The organism is Binatus sp. (SeqCode) (assembly GCF_035272065.1).
Lineage (GTDB): Bacteria > Desulfobacterota > Binatia > Binatales > Binataceae > Binatus.
Window position 1 is genome coordinate 1 of sequence record NZ_DATEQZ010000061.1, and the last position, 16,554, is coordinate 16,554.

A 16,554-nucleotide genomic window follows, 5' to 3' on the forward strand; every position below is an offset into this window, starting at 1 on the left:
ATTCATCACGTCTTCGAGCGAGACTTCGTTGCGATACTGCGAGAACGGATTCTTGGTCGCATGCTTGTGCGACTTCACCGAGATTTTGGCGAAGTGCTCCGGCTTGGTGCCGTACTTGCGCATGTGCTCGATTCCCGCCTGGCCGAACACGGCAGGCATCAGGCCCGAGCCGACCTTGCCCTCGGTCGAGTAAGCGGGATCGCCGCCGCCGGCTCCGCCGAGCAGGCCCTGCTTGCCCATTTGCTCGACGCCAACCGCCATCGAGACGTCGTACATACCGGCCGCGACCGACATGTACGCCTCGCGAAAGGCGGTCGAGCCGGTGGCGCATGCGTTGGCGACGTTGATGACGGGGATTCCGGTCTGGCCGATCTGCTGCAGGATTCGCTGCCCGACCATCGCGTTGGACTGGTAGAGATTTCCGCAGGCAAACATCTCGACGTCCTTGATTCCGATTCCGGCGTCCTTGAGCGCGAGGATCGCCGCCTGGCCGCCGAGTTCCGGAACAGTCTTGTCGGGATAGCGTCCAAATTTGATCATCCCGGTTCCGAGAACATAAACATTTCGCATCTTGATTCCTCCTGGCGGCCCGGCCCAAAGCTCAGGTCCGTCGTAAAGTTGTTCGCCGTGCGCGCCTGCTGGGCGTCCTAATTTTTACTCGGCTGGAACGAAAAAGCCACTACGTCGTGCCCTTCGCGATCCTTGGCCGCCACGCCGGTCACCAACTCGACCGGCAGGTTGAACATCTTGTTGGGTTCTTTCTGCGCCTGCTCAGGATCGACGCCGGTCAGATTCGCGCGGACGCTGATACCCTCGGGCAGATCGACAATCGCCGTCACGTACGGCGTCTTGATTCCCGGGAACGACTGGTGCACGACCGAAAACACGTACACCTTGCCCTTGTCGGACAACACCAGCGGTTTGAACTTGTCAGTCTCGCCGCACTTCGAGCACGCGACGCGTTTCGGATCGAGATAAATTGCGCCGCACGCGCACTTGATACCTTCGAGATGGGGCTTGGGCGTCAATTTCAGCCATGGAACGATCGGGCGCGGTCCCGTGTCAGTAGCTTGAGCCTGCTCAGCCATACAGATCCTCCGAACGATTCAATTCGATTGATGAATGCTATCAGAATGACTAACGCCGCCCACGCGGCGGCGCCGTCTTCTTCTTTGGCCGGAGTTTCCCACAGGGGCTGGAAGTCGTCAACCCTCGCGCCCGCACCGCAAATCGCGCCGCTGGAAGGGGAAGTCACTCCATTAGATGTGAAACCCCACCGTGGGTTTCAGCCCGGGCCTCCCTCCCCATCCCGTTCTAACAGGGACCCTACGAGTACCCAGGCTAAACTCGGCCCGCGTCTTTTCTTGATACTGGGTGCAGGGGTCACCCCTGCTACTTGTGCTGCCACTTGGGCGGGCGCTTCTCGACGAAGGCGCTCGTACCCTCGACGCGATCGGCGCTGCCGAAGGTCACGCCGAACGCCTCCTGCTCGAAGCGCAGGCCGGCGTCCTCTTCCATCGTGAACGCGGCTCTCAGCGCGGCCTTCGCCTGGCGGAGCGCGACGGCGGATTTGCCCGCGATTTTCTCGGCCAGCTTGCGCGCGGTCTCGATCAGCGCGTCCGGCGCGATGACCTGGTTGACGAGGCCCAGTTCGAGCGCCGTCTTCGCATCGAACATGTCGCCGGTCATGATCAGCTCGCGCGCTTTGTTGTGCCCGATTCGATGCGGCAAGCGCTGCGTTCCGCCGAAGCCGGGGATGAGTCCGAGATTTATCTCGGGCTGCCCGAATCGCGCCTTGTCGCTGGCGACGATCAGGTCGCATGCGAGCGCCAGCTCGAGCCCACCGCCGAGCGCGAAGCCGTTGACCGCCGCGATGACGGGGATCGGCAGGTCCTCGAAACTTTCCATCACGCGATGGCCCAGGCGCGAAAAATCGAGCCCGTCGACCGCCGACATTTTTGCCATCGCCGCGATATCCGCCCCCGCGACGAACGCCTTGTCGCCGGCGCCCGTGACGATCAGCACGCGCACCGACGCGTCGTGACGCACCTCGCGAATCACGCGCGCCATCTCCTCGAGCACCTCGCGATTTAACGCGTTGAGCGCTGTCGGCCGGTTGACGGTGAGCGTCGCAATCGCGGCTTTTTCGAAAATTATATTTTTAAAGTCCACGCTTCTAATTCCGCCCCCCGCGCTTGCGGTGTCAACCCCTGCCCGCTTGCGCGAGACTCACCGTGCGCGAAACAATGCGCACGTGCCCGCGAGATCCAGAACGCATGCCGGCTTGTTCGCGCTCGCGATCACTTTAGTCCTTGCCGGTTGCACTGATCCGGCGACGGAATTTGTCAACAAGATTCAGGCTGAGGCAACTCAGAAATGTAGTGAAGGCAACCAGGCCGCGTGTCGTACAATCGTGCAACAGGTGAGCGACACGAAGGTTCTGATCGAATCGACTGCGCCGCTCGAGACGCAAACGCCCGCCTGCAACGCCGGCAAACAGGACGCGTGCCAGCAGCTCGCGGTGCTGCACAGCGAATTGAGCGCGTGGTGCTCGACGGGCAACAATCAGGCGTGCGCCGCGGTCAACGTCGGTCCGTGGCCCGTTAAATGGGACGAGCCTGCGCTGATCGACGCGGCCAAGCTCGCGTGTCTCAGCGGCCAGTTCAAGCCGGACTCGCGCACCTGCCAAGCCTTGGAGATGATGTAGCGATTACTGCCGCTCTTCGAAGCCGAGCGAAATCATCATCTCGTGCAGCGATTGGTCGACTTCCAGGAACTCGGTGAGCGAGAGATACACGTGACATCCGCGGTGCCCCTCCTTGCCGCCCGGAATCTCCACGATTTTCAACACCTGATCGCCGTTAATCATCAACGGCCTGTCCTTCATAGTCACGCGCAGCCACATGTCCCACCACCTTCCCGCAAGCTGATTTTTAGTACTCGGGTTTGAAATCGAAATGATGAATCGCTTCGATGAAGCGAATGGTGCGAGTCTTCGAGCGCATCACGACGCTGTTGGTGGTCGCACCGCCGGAGAAAAATCGCACGCCGCGCAGATAGTCGCCGGTGGTCACGCCCGTCGCCGCAAACATCACGTTGTCTCCAGCCAGCTCCTCCAGCGTATAACGATGCTTGAGATCCATGATGCCCATCGCGAGGCACGCCTCGGCTTCCTCGCCGTTGCGCGGCACGAACCGGCACTGCATCTCGCCACCGGCGGAACGAATCGCGGCGCCGGCCAGCACGCCTTGATGCGCTCCGCCGATTCCAATCAGCATGTCTATTTCGCTTTCCGGGCGTGTAGTCGCAATCGCCGCTGACAAGTCACCGGCCGAGATCATCTTGATCCCGGCGCCCGCGCGTCGGACTTCATTGATGAGCTTCTCATGACGCGGGCGATCGAGGATCGCGATCCGTAGATCCTCGACGTAAACTTTTTTCGCCTCGGCCAGCGCCTTGAGATTGTCGGTCGGCGACCGATCGATATCGATCACGCCGCGCCCCGCCGGCCCGCATGCGACCTTGTCCATGTAGGTGTCGGGGCAGCGCAGGATTCGCCCGCGTTCGGCCAGCGCGACGCACGACAGCGCGTTGGGCCCGCCGGTCGCGCAGATGATTGGACCTTCGATCGCGTCGAGCGCGACGTCGATTTCGGTGCCCGCGCCGGTGCCGACGATTTCGCCCTCGTACAGAAACTCGGCGTCGCCCTCTTTGCCCTCGCCGATCACGATTTTGCCGTCCATCGCGACCGAGTTCAGCGTCTTGCGCATCGCATCGCACGCCGCTCGATCCGCCATCCGCTCGTCGCCCTTGCCGATGAAACGCGCCGCCGCCAGCGCCGCGGCTTCCGTCGCGCGTACCACTTCGAGGGCAAGATTCCGCTCCATCCAGGGGCCTCCGAGTCAGTTCGATACGGTCTTCAAGGCGCGTCCGAACAACGACTCTATCAGGAGATAGCCGTCGCCGACGAGCAACCCCGTCGCGGTGCCGTCGCCTTCGGTGTAGCGACGCGGCGGGCCGCCGCCCGACCTGAATTGCGCCGACGTCATCAGCGCGAACGGCACCGGCTCCGGCGAATGAGTCTTGAGCTGGCTCGGCGTCGCGTGATCGGGCATCAGCAGGATCGCGAAATCGCCCAGCGCTCCAAGCCCCGCGAGCATCGGCCCGATGATCAACTCGTCGATACGCTCGATCGCTTCCTTCTTCAGATCGGCGCGGCCCATGTGGGCGGCCTCGTCTGGCGCCTCGATATGCAGCAGTAGAAAGTCGCGCGACTTGAGCGACTCGAGACCGTAACGCGCCTTAGCGGCGTAATCGGTATCGAGAAATCCGGTCGCGCCGGGAACCTTAATCAGGTTCAGTCCGGCGAGCCGTCCCAGCCCGTTGACCAGATCGACCGCTGATATCACCGAGCCCTCGACTCCGAAGCGCTCCTTCAATGTCGGCACCGACGGTCGCGTCCCCTGCCCCCAGAACCACACCGACGTTGCCTCGGCCTTGCCTGCGGCGCGGCGCGCCTTGTTCACCGGATGCTCGCGCAAAATCGCCGCCGAGCGTCGCATCAGGTCACGCAGCAAATCGGCGCCCGCGCCCTTGGGCAGATGCTCCTCGACGGGCTTGCCCGTGATGTCGTGCGGGGGCGTGAGATGCGTCGTCGCGATACCGCCGCGCCACATCATCAGATGCCGGTAGCTGACGCCGTTGAAAAATTCGATACCGTCACCGGCCAGTTCCTTGCGCAGGTCCGCGACGAGCTGCGCGGCCTCCTCGCTCGTGATATGGCCCGATGTGAAATCGTTCATGATCATCGCGCCGCCATCGTCCGGCGTCAGCGACACGAGGTTCATGCGGAACACCACGTCGCGCGGCCCCATCTCGATTCCCATGCTCGCCGCTTCGATCGGCGCGCGCCCGGTGTGATACCGCGCCGGGTCGTAGCCAAGCATCGTCATCGTGCCGACGTCGCTGCCCGACGGCATGCCCTTCGGAATCGTCGCGACCATCCCGAGCGTCCCGCGCGTCGCGAGCAAGTCCATGTTGGGCTTGTGCGCGGCCGCCAGCGGCGTCATCCCGCCGAGTTCCTCACACGCCCAATCGGCCATCCCGTCGCCGTGTATGATGACGTACTTCATCTAGCTGGCTATTCGCGCTCCAGGATTTTCAGCACTTTCGCGATGTCCGGCTTTACCACGATCGTGTTGCTCAAGTTTTTCAGCGCGGTGTCCGGATCCTTCAGGCCGTGGCCCGTGAGCGTACACACGACGATCGCGCCCGGCTTGAGCATCCCGGCGCCCGCATATTTCAGCAGCCCCGCGACGGACGCTGCAGATGCCGGCTCCGCGAAAATGCCACCCGCCGCGATCAGCCGATACGCCGCGAGAATCTCCGAATCGGTGACAACGTCGATAATCCCGCCCGATTTGTCGCGTGCGCTGGTTGCGCCTTTCCAGCTCGCGGGATTGCCGATCTTGATCGCAGTCGCGACAGTATGCGGATCGTCGATCGGATGCCCGACTACGATCGGTGCCGACTCGGCCGCCTGATAGCCCATCATCTTCGGGAGGCGCTCGCTAAGCCCTACCGACTTGTATTCCTGGTAGCCGGCCCAGTAGGCCGTGATATTCCCGGCGTTGCCGACCGGCAGAAAATGATGCGTCGGCGCATCGCCGAGTTGATCGCAAATCTCAAACGCCGCCGTCTTCTGCCCCGCGATTCGATCGGGGTTCACGCTGTTGACCAGCCGAATCCCCAACGGGTCGCGCTCGGCGAGATCGCGCACCACCTTCAGGCAGATGTCGAAGTTGCCGATCACTTCGAGCACGCGCGCGCCATGCATCACGCTTTGCGACAGCTTCCCCAGCGCGACCGCGCCTTTGGGAATCAGCACGAATGCCTTCAGCCCCGCGCGACCCGCGTATGCGGCCGCGGACGCCGCGGTGTTGCCGGTCGAGGCGCAGATTACGGCGCGAGCGCCCTCGCCCAGCGCCTTCGATATGGCCAGCGTCATGCCGCGATCCTTAAACGAGCCGGTCGGGTTGGCGCCTTCGAACTTAAAGTAAACTTTGATGTTTAGTCCGAGCCGCTCCGCGATCGAGGGCACCTCAATCAGCGGCGTGTTGCCTTCGTTGAGCGTGACGACCGGCGTTGAGTCCGTCACCGGCAGGAAGCGCCGGTAGTGCTCGATAAGCCCGGGCCAGTAAGACAGCCGCTGTTGTTTTGATCCGCTCTTCGAGTCCGACGCCATCGCTTAAAGCTTCTCCTCGATTCGGATAAACGCGGGTGCCGACTGCGCGATTTTCTTCTTTCGAATCTCCGCCAGTGCGCGTTTCAGGCTGCGCTCGGGTGCGTCATGCGTCCGCATGATAACCGGCACCGTCCGCGCCGTCCTGCGGTCCTTCTGGATCACCGACGCGATCGACAGCCCGTGCTTGCCGAGCACCGACGCGATTGCGCCGAGCACGCCCGGCTTATCCTGCGCCGCGAAGCGCAGGTAATACTCGCATACCACGTCGTCCATCGGCTTGACACTGGCGCTCTTCATCAGCTGAATCGGGAATCCAAATGCGTGCGTGCGCGCCGATCCTTCGGCCAATCGATGCCGCGCGATTTCCAGTATATCGGCCATCACCGCGGTCGCCGATGGCATCTCGCCCGCGCCGAGCCCTGAATACATTGTCGCGCCAAGCGCGTCGCCATGGATATAGATCGCGTTGAACGCGCCGCCGACCCCCGCCAGCAGATGACGTTGCGGGATCATCGTGGGATGCACCCGCGCCTCGATCGCGCCGTCGTCATCCTTGCCGATCGCGAGTAATTTGATCGTGTAGCCCAGCTCGCGCGCATACACGATATCCGCCTGCGTGATTCGCGTAATCCCTTCCGTGTAAATCTGCGCCGGTTTCACCAGCACCCCAAACGCGAGCGTCACCAGCAGGCACAGCTTGTGCGCCGAGTCGTGCCCTTCGACATCAACCGCTGGATTCGCCTCGGCCAGGCCCTTGGCCTGCGCGTCGGCCAGCGCTGTGCTGAACTCGACGCCGTTCTCCGTCATCGTAGTGAGGATGGAGTTGCAGGTGCCGTTCACGATTCCATAAACGGCGCGCTGCCGATCTCCCGCCAGCGCCTCGCGCAGCGTGCGGATAATCGGCACACCGCCGCCGACGCTCGCCTCGAAACCGACGGCCAGGCCGCGCTTGCCGGCCTCGCGAAAAATCTCACCCCCGTGCTCCGCGAGCAATGCCTTGTTGCCGGTCACGACGTCCTTGCCGGCAGCCAGCGCCTTCATGATGAGTGCGCGGGCTGGTTCGTGACCTCCGAACAACTCGACCACAATATCGATATCGGGCCGCGTCACCGCCGCCGCCGCGTCACGCGTGATCAGCTTCGCCGGCAGTCCGGGCACGTCGTCGGGCTTGAGGCTTCGGTCCGCGACGACGGCAAGTTCGAGCGGCGCTCCCAGGATGCGCTCGTACTTGTCGGGATTGCGCAGCAGCAGTTTCACCACTCCGCCGCCCACGGTTCCGCATCCGAGCAGGGCTATCCGTACCGGTTTCAATTGTTCCCCGATGCTTTTGCGATTGCGCTCAGGAGGCGCTGGCCGCACGGATCGGAATTGCGGCATTACCTGCGCGCAGCGCGTGACGAATTCCGCGAAGGGCCTGGCGCGTTCGATGCTCGTTCTCGATCAGCGCGAAGCGCACGAAGCCGTCCCCGTCCTGGCCGAAGCCGACTCCCGGCGAGACAGCGACCTTGGCCTCGGCGAGCAGGAACTTGGCAAACTCCAGCGAGCCCATCGCCCGGAACGGCTCCGGAATCGGCGCCCACACGAACATCGTCGCCTTGGGCTTCTCCACCGGCCATCCTGCCCGGTTGAGCCCCTCGACCAGCACGTCGCGCCGATTCTTGTACGTCGCATTAATCTCGGCGACGCATTCCTGCGGCCCGTTGAGCGCCGCGATAGCCGCGACCTGCACCGGCGCGAACATCCCGTAGTCGAAGTACGACTTGAGCCGCGCCAGCGCCGCGATCATCTCGCGATTGCCGACCGCGAATCCGACGCGCCAACCCGGCATGTTGTAGCTCTTCGACAGCGTGAAGAACTCGACGCCGATATCCTTCGCGCCCGCCACCTGCATCATCGACGGCGCCTTGTAGCCGTCGAAGCACAGGTCCGCGTATGCGAAATCCTGCGCCACCATGATGTCGTTTTCGCGCGCGAACTCGACCACCCGCTGCATGAAATGCAAATCGACCGTCGCCGTGGTCGGGTTATGCGGAAAGTTCATGATTAAGAACTTCGGCCGCGGCCAGCATCGATTCACCGTCGCCATCAGCTCGTCGAAAAATTCCTCGCCGCGCCGAATCGGCACACCCTGTACCTGCGCGCCCGCAATGATGCATCCGTACTGATGAATCGGATATGTCGGCGTCGGCGCCAGCACCACGTCGCCCTGGTCGAGAATCGCCAGCGCCAGGTGCGCGATGCCCTCTTTCGATCCAATCGTGACGATCGCTTCCGAATCGGGATCGAGCTCGACGCCGTAGCGCCGCTTGTACCAGTCGCAAATCGCCAGCCGCAGCTTGTACACGCCGCGCGAGACCGAGTAGCGATGGTTCGCGTTCTTGGAGGCTGCCTCGATCAGCTTCGCCACGATATGCGGGGGGGTCGGCTCGTCGGGATTTCCCATCCCGAAATCGATTATGTCCTCACCGGCTCGCCGCGCCTTCAGGCACAACTCTCCGATGGCGTTGAATACGTAAGGTGGCAGCCGCTTGATTCGTGGAAAATCCATTTTGCCTTGCGCCCGGCGACTGTAAGCGTCCGCCAAAATGCGCGAGCTATAAGTTCTAACGGACCCCCGCCAACGCCGCTAGTAGGGAAGCGGCCAAAAGGCACGTATTGAATGTGAAACCCCCGGTGGGTTTCACGCTTCCTTCGGCAGGGGTGACCCCTGCACCCAGTGATAAGAAAAGATGCGGGACTGCGTCCCTGTTAGGAACGGGTTTGGGGGGCGGAAGCGTCCGACTCTTACCTCGCCCGTTATTTTTACGGGAGAGGCGGCTGGCCGCAACGCGGCCGGTAGGTGAGGGTTCTGGGCCGATCGCGAGCTCGCCTTCGAAGTACAACTCGTGCGTTTGGGGCGGATAGACTATCGCGTCATTGGGTCCGATCACCGCAGTCGACGGTTTGAGGAATATCAGCGGTTCCTTCGGCGGCTCGACTTTCTGCTCTCGTACGAATTCGCCGTAGTTCAATCCCGCGGCGACAATCTTGCTCGGTGTTAATGGCGCGAGCAGCCGAACCGCATCGAGCGGAATCGATTTGGCCCCCGCCGTTCTTACAAGCGCGTCGAGCTCACCTTCCATCGGCTCGATCTTGTCGCCTTCGAGCGCCCCGAATTGTTCGCCGCCATCGTGGCGATATCGGACAATTTTCAAGCGATGTGTCTCTACTTCGCGGTGCCTGCAAGCGCGACTTCTGCGACCTCGCGACGGCGCATTGCCCAATACACCGGCGCCGCGCACAGCGAAATCAGCCCCGCGATCTGCCATTCGAACGGGATGCCGGCCGTGTCCGCGATGTGTCCGGCGAACAGGAGACCGAGCGAGCCACCCCCCGTCTCGAACGTCGTGCGGAAGGACAGCAGCGTCGCGCGATTGCCAGATTCGAGCTGCTCGTTAAACCAGCTCTGGACGAGCGGCATCATCGCGCCCGTGAACAGATTCATTACGAACAATATCGCGAGTGAGACCGCCGGCCGCCCGCCGAACAGTCCCGCAAGGAAGAGCATCGCGCTCGCAGCGATGACCAGCATGCTCACTCGCGCCGCGCGCTGCGTTTCATTGACCATAAACCGCGCGCTGACCTCCGCCCCGATAAGCCGCGCTGAGGATAGGCCGCAATAGATCCAGCCGATGATCCACACACCAACCGCCAGGCTCTGATTGAACATTATCGGCCATGAAACCCAATACGGTACCCACGCCGCAACCGTGATTGCGCTCGCAACGCTCAGCATGAGCACAGTATTCGCGCCCATTCCGGCGCGGATGCCATCGCCGACGTTTTCCGCGACTCGCCGCGGGATCGACGCGATTCGCACATTCGTCGCGCTCGGACGCTCGTCGTGCATCAGCAATGCCCCGACCACGCCGGCGATTACGTAGCCGCCTGCGCCGAGCAGCCACGGCCACGCGATGTTCATGTCGGCCACGTACGCGCCGATCATCGCCGAGCTTATGAAGCCAATCGTCGTCAGTTGCGAGATTCGCGAGAAGAGCCGGTCCTTCAGCCCGTCGTAGCCGGCGTCGTCGAGCGCGTCGACACCCCACGCGTCAATCGCGCCGTTGCCGAAGGTCGTGCCGATACCGTCGATGCTCTCGGCGATCAGGAACACATAGTAATGATGCGCGACGAAATACAGCAGGAACGCGGCGACCCGCAGAGTGGCGCCCAGTACGTACGAGCGGCGCCGCCCGAGCAGGTCGGCGAACGCGCCGGTCGGCACATCGGTCAGGAACAGTACGACGAAGTACGTCGCGAGGACGCTGTTTATCTGGAACTGGTTGAGCCCGCGCGAACGCAGGAAAATGGGATAGACGCCGAACAGGAATCCGCCGGCGAACGAGTACAATCCCCATACCGTGTAGTAGCGGCGGGTGATATCGCGAATCGTCGGAGCATGCGGTCGTACGCTTTCCACCGAAATTTCCCCACCCAGTCTGCAGGGCCAAAAGCAAAAGCCCCGGGGCTCGCAAGCGCCCGGGGCTTTTTAGAGCCAAGTATCAATGTCCGTCTCAATTCAGGAGGACCTTTATTGAATTGGGGACTCGACGCACATCACCACTCGGCTTCATGGCAAAGAGGATATTCAAGTAGCTGACGATCAGTCAAGGGCCGTGAATCGGGTCCAAAACAGGCACCTGGTTCTCAGAATCGCCTGCATAACATAGGATCTAACCATCTTCGTATGATCAACCCCAACCTCGACTACACCCTCGACTTCCTTGCCGACGTGCCCGAACCCGGTCTCGCCACCCGCGCGTGGCGCTTTTCCAACGTGGTATGGCTAGCGGCTTACGCGTACGCGGGCTACAAAGGCACCCAGCTCTGGACGCGCTTCATCGACGATCGCAACAAGGCCGAGCTCTACCGCCGCCAGGATCTGCGCGCCGCGCAAGCGCTCAACCGCACAGCGCTTCGGCTCGAAGGCTTGCTCATCAAGGCATGCCAGTTCATCGCGACTCGCGCCGACGTGCTGCCCGACGAATGGGTATCCACGGTCTCCGGCCTGCACGATCGCGTCCCGCCGCGCCCGTTTGCGATGATTCGCGAGCAGATCGAGCGCGAACTCCGCCGCCCGCTCGAGGCTGTTTACGCCGAGTTCGATCCCGTGCCGTTGGCGTCGGCGTCGCTCGCGCAGGTGCATCAGGCACGCCTGCACGACGGCCGCCGATGCGCCGTCAAGGTGCAGTATCCCGGAATCGACGGCATCGTGCGCGCCGATCTCCGCAACATGACGACGGTGCTGCGATGGCTGGCGATGATCGAGCGCGACTTCGACTATCGCGTCCTGATGCGCGAGGCCCTAAAGTACATTCCGATGGAGCTGGACTTCATTCACGAGGCCGACAACTCCGCCACGATGCGCGCTAACTTCGCCGCGGATTCTTTCGTGCTCGTGCCCGAGGTCTATCGCGAATTCACGACGCGGCGCGTGCTCACGATGGAACTGGCCGACGGCGTCAAGGTGACCGATATCGACGGGCTTGAGCGGGCGGGCATCGACAAGCATCTCGTCGCGCAGAAGCTGATCGAGATTTTCTGCGACCAGGTCCTGCGCGACGGCTTTTTCCACGCCGATCCGCATCCCGGCAACATCCTCGTTCAGCCCGGCCCCAAAATAGTGCTGCTCGATTTCGGCCTGGCAAAGGATTTCCCGCCCACATTTCGCGACGGCATCGTGCGACTGACGTTTTCGATCCTCACGTCGAATCGCGACGGAATCATCGCCGCGTTCCGGGAATTGGGCTTTCGGACGCGCAACGGCAATCCCGACACGCTGCTGGCGTTTGCCGATTTGTTTCTCGGCAACACCATCAAGTCGAAGAAGGCTTATGCGGACAAGGACCTCATTGAGCAGTTCAACGAGGAACTGCCGCGTGCGATTCGCGCCAATCCCATCGTCGAGGTTCCCGCCGACGTACTGCTGGTTGGCCGCATGATGGGTCTGCTGAGCGGGCTGGGCAAGTCGCTCGACTCGCAAGTCGATCTGTTCACCACGATCATGCCCTACGCGCAACGCCTGATGATGGCGCAGCAGTCCCCAGCGCCCGCCGTCTCGTCCGACGCTCCAGCAAACACTCCTGCCGGCAAGTAGTTCCGGTTTCTTCGCGCGCCGCTTTCATGGCACTGTTTGCCGGTGCGATTTTCCTGATGTGGAGTCCAACTGATGTCTGATCGACGAAATAAACTTGTGGCTCTTGCGGCGGAGCTCGCGGAAGATTTTGCCACTCGCGCTGGAGAACACGATCGCGCCAATTCATTCCCGGTCGAGAACGTCGACAAGATGAAGGCCGCCGGATACACCGCGCTCGTCATTCCCGAAAAACACGGCGGACTCGGCGCCGACCTCGAAGATTTTGCGCTATGCCAGGAGCAGCTCGGCCAGGGATGCGCCGCGACCACGATCGCAATCAACATGCACCTGTTCGGCATCGGCAGCATGGTCGAGCGCGCCACCGGCCGCCCGCAGGAGCAATTGTTCTTCGACGCTGTCGCGCGCGGCCACCAAATCCTCGGCGGCGGCATCAGCGAGCCCGAGACCGGCGGCGATTGGGGCTACTTCGCGACCCGAGCGCGCCGCGACGGCGAGACCTACGTTCTCAACGGCCGCAAAACCTTCACCAGCCTCTCGCCCGTGATCGATCTGTTCATGGTGATGGCGACGATCGAAGGCTCGAATCCCCCCGCGTCAGCCACCTTCGTCGTGCCGCGCGGCACTCCCGGCTTCGAGCTGATCGAAACCTGGGACGCTATGGGGATGCGGGCGACGGCCAGCCACGACCTGGTGATCAAGGACGTGCGCGTGCCCGCGATCGCGATGGCGGAATCGCGGCCCATCGGGCCCGTCAACGACCAGGCGATTTCGCTGTTCGCATGGTTCGGGATTTCCGTCGCCGCGACTTACACCGGCGTCGCGATTGCCGCATTGAAGTTCGCCAAGGAATCTGCCGGCCGCCTGAAACCGCTCACGCAGCCACGCACGATCAAATATCTCCCCGGCATCCAGTTCGCCGTCGCCGAGGCCGAAGCCCTGATCGCGCAGTCGCGTGCGCTGTATCTCGGCGTCGCGTGCGCTGTATCTCGGCGTCGCGCGCGATTACGTTCACGATCGTGATTCCTTCAAGGGCGAGTCGGGATTGGCGCGCGTGGTAATGCCCAAGTATGTCGCGACCAATAACGCCGTCCGCGCCGTCGATTACTGCATGGAGGTCGTCGGCGCGCATGGGATGTTGAAAAAATTCCCGATGGAGCGCCACTACCGCGACGTTCGCGCCGGCGTAAACCATCCGCTGTCCAACGCCCGCGCGCGCGAGTTGCTCGGCAAAGTCGCGCTCGGCATCGGCCTGGCCGAAACCCCGCGCTGGTAGCCTCTCTGCCTCCTCTCCCTGCCAGGAAATCTTTGCCTGACTAGTCACGGGTATCTTCCCTCTCCCTGTTAGGGAGAGGATCAAGGTGAGGGTCCTGATACAGCGCCATGCGCGATTCAGGATTCTGCCTCCGCATTTGAAACGCCCGCGACGGGTGCCAGTCGGCGCATTGTCGATTGATCTGCGCGCCGCGCTGGACGCCTCACCCCGCGAGTAATACTTTCCTTTACCGTGATCAATGAAATCGAACAGGTTGCGCTCCGCGCCGCGCGTGCCGCCGGCAGAATTCATCTCAAGCGCCTCAGCAGAATAACCATCAATCGCAAGTCGAACTCGATCGATCTGGTCACCGAAGCCGATCGCGAATCGGAAGCCGCGATCATCGAAGTGATCCATCGCGCATTTCCGACCCACGCGATCCTTGCCGAGGAAAGCGGCGCCAGCGCGCATCAGAGCGACCATCGATGGATCATCGACCCGCTCGACGGCACCACCAACTTCGCGCACGGCTATCCGCAGTTCTGCGTGTCGATCGCGTACGAACGGCGCGGCCGCGTGCAGTTCGGCGTGGTCTTCGACGCGCTCAAGAAAGAATGCTTCGTGGCCCATCGCGGACAGGGCGCGCGCCTCAACGGCAAGCCGATTCGCGTCAGCGCGACGCCAAATCTGTGCTCCGCCCTGCTCTGCACCGGATTCGCATACGACCGCCGCGAGCGCCGGCGCTTCTACCTGGCCTTTTGGGAAGAACTGATGACGCGGACACAGGGCGTGCGCCGCACCGGCTCGGCCGCGCTCGATCTCGCCTACGTCGCGGCCGGACGCACCGATGGATTCTGGGAGTTCGGACTCCGTCCCTGGGACGTTGCGGCGGGCGCATTGATTGTCGAAGAAGCACGCGGACGCGTGACAAACATGGACGGTACCGAGCTCGATCTCACCGGCGCAAACATCGTCGCGACCAACGGCCGGCTCCACGACGAGCTGATCGAAGCAATCGCACAGACACGGCCCGAGGCCGACCGCCGCCAAGCCGAGATGCTCCGCGAGACCAAGGCGTCGGCATAAGATGCCTCCATCGAACACCCATATTCGACGCGCGACTCGCGAGGATATCGACGTCCTCGGTGACATTTGTTACCGCGCATTTTGCGCGATCGCCGACGAGCACAATTTTCCCCACGAGTTTCCGGCGCGGGAGGCTGCCGACGGCGTCGTCCGCAACATGATTTCCACTCGCGGCCACTACGGTATCGTCGCCGAGGTGAACGGGCGCATCGCCGGCAGCAACTTCATGGATGAGCGCTCGACGATTGCGGGAATCGGCCCGATCAGCGTCGATCCTGAAGTGCAGAACAGCGGTGCCGGCCGCGCGATGATGCAACACATGCTCGATCGCGTCGCTACCAATCGATTGCCCGGCGTCAGGCTCGTGCAGACCGCCTATCACAATCGCTCGCTCAGCCTGTACGCGAAGCTTGGCTTTGAAATCCGCGAGCCGCTGTCTGTGATGATCGGTGCGCCGATCAAAGAGTCAGTCCCCGGCTACAAGGTCCGCGCCGCAATCGACGCCGACCTCGACGCATGCAACCGGCTATGTTCCGTTGTGCACGGGCACGACCGCAGCGGCGAATTGCGCGATGCTATCCAGGGCGGAACGGCGACGATCGTTGAGCATCTCGGCCGCATCAGCGGCTACGCAACCGCAATCGGATACGCCGGTCACGGGGTCGGCGAATCCAACAAGGAACTGAAAGCGCTGATTTCAGCGGCGCCAGAATTTCTCGGATGCGGCCCCCTGATACCGTCGCGCAACGGCGAGCTGCTCCGATGGTGTTACAGCAAGGGCCTGCGCCTGATGCAGCAGATGACGCTGATGACCGTCGGCCTCTATAATGAGCCGCGCTTCCCGTTCATTCCGTCGATTTTGTACTGATTAGCGTCGCGCGATAAAAGGACCGGAGTCCTTCGTCATCTGAATTTCGCCGTGCGGCGCGATTTCATTCTCGACGTGCGCGCGCAGGGCCGCGATCTGTTTGTCAGTGACTCGGCTTCGCACGCGCATCGAGCAGATGTAATCCATCAGCGGCGCGGCTTCGGTTCACCAGCGAGTCGGGGTAGCGCTCGAGCCTCACCTCGCTGAAGGCGCTGCGCATGTAAGCCTCGCCACTCTCGAGGCCGAAGCGAGCGGTGGAATCAGTCATTCGTGGAATCGAAAAGAAGCGCGCCGCAAGTTCGTTCATCTCTTTCATGTTCGCGAGTCCCATCGTCGCCGCGTAGCAGAAGCCCGACGGCTTGAGCACGCGCCGAACCTCGCCGAGCGCCAGCGAAATGTCGGGCACGTGATAGAGCATGTCATTCGCGATCACCGCATCGAACGATTCGTCGCGAAACGGGATCGCCTGCGTGTCGGCCTGCGAATAAGTGAACGAGCGGTCAAATAGCGCGAGGCTGCTGCGCGCCTCGCGCAGCATTCCGTCTGACATGTCGGTTAGAATCGCGCGCCAGCCGCGCGGAACCTTAACCGAGCCGCGCCACAATGCGCCAGTGCCGCAACCAAGCTCGAGCACCCGCGCGTTTTCGGGAATCTGAATCCGATCGAACATCCAGAGGAAGAATCCGTAGCGATTGGTGCTGAAGCGCTGATGCGGCCGGATGCGCGCCGACAGGTTCGAGCCGTCCTTGTATTGCTCGCGCAGGATTCGTGCTGAATCGATGCCTGCGTCGGTCCCCCCGCAGTTATGTTGTCGCCCGCTCGCCGCGCCGATCAACCGCTGCCCGCCTTGTCCGCCGCGCATTGCTGGTATAGTTCTGTCTCTTGCCGCGCCTTTCGCCCCGGTAGTGAAAAGGACATCACAGAGGTCTCCGGAACCTCAGGTCCGGGTTCGATTCCCGGCCGGGGCA

Annotated in this window: 18 protein-coding genes and 1 tRNA gene; 7 read left to right on the forward strand and 12 right to left on the reverse strand. The window is 62.6% G+C overall.

Features of this window, described 5'->3' with window-relative positions; translation table 11 throughout:
• The 3 genes from VJX68_RS12135 to VJX68_RS12145 all read right to left on the reverse strand — a co-directional run.
• Nucleotides 1-570, reverse strand: a 570-nt coding sequence (locus tag VJX68_RS12135) for a thiolase family protein (RefSeq protein WP_324095960.1), incomplete at its 3' end; no start/stop codon positions are given.
• A 77-nt stretch (nt 571-647) separates the two neighbouring features.
• The gene (locus tag VJX68_RS12140; RefSeq protein ID WP_324095961.1) at nt 648-1,088 is read right to left on the reverse strand and encodes a Zn-ribbon domain-containing OB-fold protein; all 441 of its coding nucleotides are present in this window, start codon (nt 1,086-1,088) and stop codon (nt 648-650) included.
• 304 nt (nt 1,089-1,392) lie between these two features.
• Nucleotides 1,393-2,172 (reverse strand): enoyl-CoA hydratase-related protein, encoded by a 780-nt coding sequence (locus VJX68_RS12145; protein ID WP_324095962.1) that lies wholly within the window; start codon nt 2,170-2,172, stop codon nt 1,393-1,395.
• Between the two features lie 250 nt (nt 2,173-2,422).
• Between VJX68_RS12145 and VJX68_RS12150 the strand changes: the two genes are divergently transcribed.
• Complete coding sequence (locus tag VJX68_RS12150; protein WP_324095963.1) at nt 2,423-2,707, forward strand: hypothetical protein; 285 nt, start codon at nt 2,423-2,425, stop codon at nt 2,705-2,707.
• Nucleotides 2,708-2,710: 3 nt separating this feature from the next.
• Here VJX68_RS12150 and VJX68_RS12155 read toward each other — a convergent pair whose 3' ends face one another.
• The 8 genes from VJX68_RS12155 to VJX68_RS12190 all read right to left on the reverse strand — a co-directional run bounded on the left by VJX68_RS12155 (nt 2,711) and on the right by VJX68_RS12190 (nt 10,703).
• Nucleotides 2,711-2,869 (reverse strand): hypothetical protein, encoded by a 159-nt coding sequence (locus VJX68_RS12155; protein WP_324095964.1) that lies wholly within the window; start codon nt 2,867-2,869, stop codon nt 2,711-2,713.
• A 64-nt stretch (nt 2,870-2,933) separates the two neighbouring features.
• A complete protein-coding gene (gene glpX / locus VJX68_RS12160; RefSeq protein WP_324095965.1) occupies nt 2,934-3,887 on the reverse strand; it encodes a class II fructose-bisphosphatase in 954 nt (317 codons plus the stop codon).
• Between the two features lie 15 nt (nt 3,888-3,902).
• Entirely contained in the window at nt 3,903-5,132 is a 1,230-nt protein-coding gene (locus VJX68_RS12165) for a cofactor-independent phosphoglycerate mutase (protein ID WP_324095966.1), read from the reverse strand.
• Nucleotides 5,133-5,140: 8 nt separating this feature from the next.
• Complete coding sequence (gene thrC / locus VJX68_RS12170; protein WP_324095967.1) at nt 5,141-6,244, reverse strand: threonine synthase; 1,104 nt, start codon at nt 6,242-6,244, stop codon at nt 5,141-5,143.
• 3 nt (nt 6,245-6,247) lie between these two features.
• Nucleotides 6,248-7,555, reverse strand: a complete 1,308-nt coding sequence (locus tag VJX68_RS12175) for a homoserine dehydrogenase (protein WP_324095968.1) — start codon at nt 7,553-7,555, stop codon at nt 6,248-6,250.
• 28 nt (nt 7,556-7,583) lie between these two features.
• On the reverse strand, nt 7,584-8,792 hold the full coding sequence (gene alaC / locus VJX68_RS12180) for an alanine transaminase (RefSeq protein ID WP_324095969.1): 1,209 nt from the start codon (nt 8,790-8,792) through the stop codon (nt 7,584-7,586).
• Nucleotides 8,793-8,847: 55 nt separating this feature from the next.
• The gene (locus VJX68_RS12185; protein WP_324095970.1) at nt 8,848-9,438 is read right to left on the reverse strand and encodes a fumarylacetoacetate hydrolase family protein; all 591 of its coding nucleotides are present in this window, start codon (nt 9,436-9,438) and stop codon (nt 8,848-8,850) included.
• 11 nt (nt 9,439-9,449) lie between these two features.
• Complete coding sequence (locus tag VJX68_RS12190) at nt 9,450-10,703, reverse strand: MFS transporter (RefSeq protein ID WP_324095971.1); 1,254 nt, start codon at nt 10,701-10,703, stop codon at nt 9,450-9,452.
• Nucleotides 10,704-10,970: 267 nt separating this feature from the next.
• On the opposite strand from VJX68_RS12190, the gene VJX68_RS12195 reads away from it, so the two are divergent.
• From VJX68_RS12195 to VJX68_RS12215, 5 genes are all read left to right on the forward strand, one after another.
• Nucleotides 10,971-12,380 (forward strand): ABC1 kinase family protein, encoded by a 1,410-nt coding sequence (locus VJX68_RS12195; RefSeq protein ID WP_324095972.1) that lies wholly within the window; start codon nt 10,971-10,973, stop codon nt 12,378-12,380.
• Nucleotides 12,381-12,476: 96 nt separating this feature from the next.
• Nucleotides 12,477-13,400 carry an acyl-CoA dehydrogenase family protein gene (locus tag VJX68_RS12200; RefSeq protein ID WP_324095973.1) on the forward strand — a complete coding sequence of 308 codons (924 nt, stop codon included), beginning with the start codon at nt 12,477-12,479 and terminating at the stop codon, nt 13,398-13,400.
• Entirely contained in the window at nt 13,333-13,653 is a 321-nt protein-coding gene (locus tag VJX68_RS12205; protein WP_324095974.1) for an acyl-CoA dehydrogenase family protein, read from the forward strand. Before VJX68_RS12200 ends, VJX68_RS12205 begins: the two co-directional genes overlap by 68 nt.
• A gap of 231 nt (nt 13,654-13,884) precedes the next feature.
• Nucleotides 13,885-14,718 (forward strand): inositol monophosphatase family protein, encoded by an 834-nt coding sequence (locus VJX68_RS12210; RefSeq protein WP_324095975.1) that lies wholly within the window; start codon nt 13,885-13,887, stop codon nt 14,716-14,718.
• Between the two features lies 1 nt (nt 14,719).
• On the forward strand, nt 14,720-15,586 hold the full coding sequence (locus VJX68_RS12215; RefSeq protein ID WP_324095976.1) for a GNAT family N-acetyltransferase: 867 nt from the start codon (nt 14,720-14,722) through the stop codon (nt 15,584-15,586).
• A 103-nt stretch (nt 15,587-15,689) separates the two neighbouring features.
• On the opposite strand, the gene VJX68_RS12220 is transcribed toward VJX68_RS12215, so the two are convergent.
• Nucleotides 15,690-16,448 (reverse strand): class I SAM-dependent methyltransferase, encoded by a 759-nt coding sequence (locus VJX68_RS12220; RefSeq protein WP_324095977.1) that lies wholly within the window; start codon nt 16,446-16,448, stop codon nt 15,690-15,692.
• Between the two features lie 34 nt (nt 16,449-16,482).
• On the opposite strand from VJX68_RS12220, the gene VJX68_RS12225 reads away from it, so the two are divergent.
• Nucleotides 16,483-16,554: transfer RNA gene (locus VJX68_RS12225), tRNA-Arg, on the forward strand.